Consider the following 1081-nt stretch of genomic DNA (forward strand, 5'->3'; position numbering starts at 1 on the left):
CCCCGGCGCGCGGCCGGGCCGGCGTCCCCGCCCCGCGGGCCGCCGAGGCGCCGCTCACCGCCGGCGCCCCCGGGCTCACCGGAGCCGTCCTGGAGTGGGCCGCCCTCGCCCGTACCGCCGCGACCGAGCGGCGCGACATCGCCGCGGTGGCCGTCCGGGCCGCCGAGGATCTGCACCGGCGCGCAGCGGCGCACGCCGCCGAGGTCCGCGAACGGGCCCGGCTGCAACGGCAGTACGCCGAGGCGCGGCGCCGCGCTGACGCGCTGGAGGAGCACCGGGCCGAACGGGACGCGCTCCGCGACCGCCTGGAGCGGGCGCGCGCGGCCGCCACCGTGGCCCCCGCCCTGGAGTTCCGCGCGGAGAGCGAACGACGTCACCGGTCGGCGGCGGAGGCCGAGCGGCGGGCCAGGGAACGGCTGCCCGCGGACCACCGGGACGCCGGGGCCGAACGGCTGGCGGACCTCGAACGCGCCCACCGCGAGGACCTCGGCTCGCTCGCCGCCGCCCGCCGCGCCGAGGAGCGCGCCGCCGGGATCACCACCGCCCTCGCGGCCCTCGAACGCCAGGCCCGCGCCGACGAGGACGCCCTCGCCGACGACGCCGACTGGCTGGCCGCCTGGCCCGCCCTGCGCGACGCCCACCGGCAGCGCCTCGACGCGGCCCACGAGGCCACCGCCCGCGCCGAACAGCTCGGCGCCCGCGTCGCCCCCGCCCGCGAACGGCTGGAGGCCGCCCGCCGCCGCGACGAACTGGCCCGGCGGGCCGCCGACGCGGAGGCCGAGGAGACCGCCGCGCGCGACGGGGCCGCCCGGGCGCGCGAGCACTGGCTCGACACCAAGGAACGCCGCCTGCGCGGCATCGCCGCCGAACTGGCCGCCGGGCTCGTCCCCGGAGACCCTTGCGCCGTCTGCGGCGCCACCGAACACCCCGCGCCCGCCCGCGCCACCGCCGGACAGGTGGACCACGCGGCGGAACGGGCCGCGGAGGAGGCGTACCGCCGCGCCGAGGCGGACCGCGAGGAGACCGCCCGCCGCCACCGGCCGCTGCGCGAGGCCCTCGCCGCCGCCACCGCGGCGGCGGG

At 82.7% G+C, this 1081-nt stretch carries 1 pseudogene; it reads left to right on the forward strand.

Annotated elements, in window-relative coordinates:
* A pseudogene (locus tag HN013_RS32215) lies at positions 1–1081 on the forward strand (SMC family ATPase); the annotation flags it as partial.

Origin of the sequence: Streptomyces sp. I05A-00742 (assembly GCF_013055795.1) — a bacterium.
In the GTDB taxonomy this organism is placed as follows: domain Bacteria; phylum Actinomycetota; class Actinomycetes; order Streptomycetales; family Streptomycetaceae; genus Streptomyces.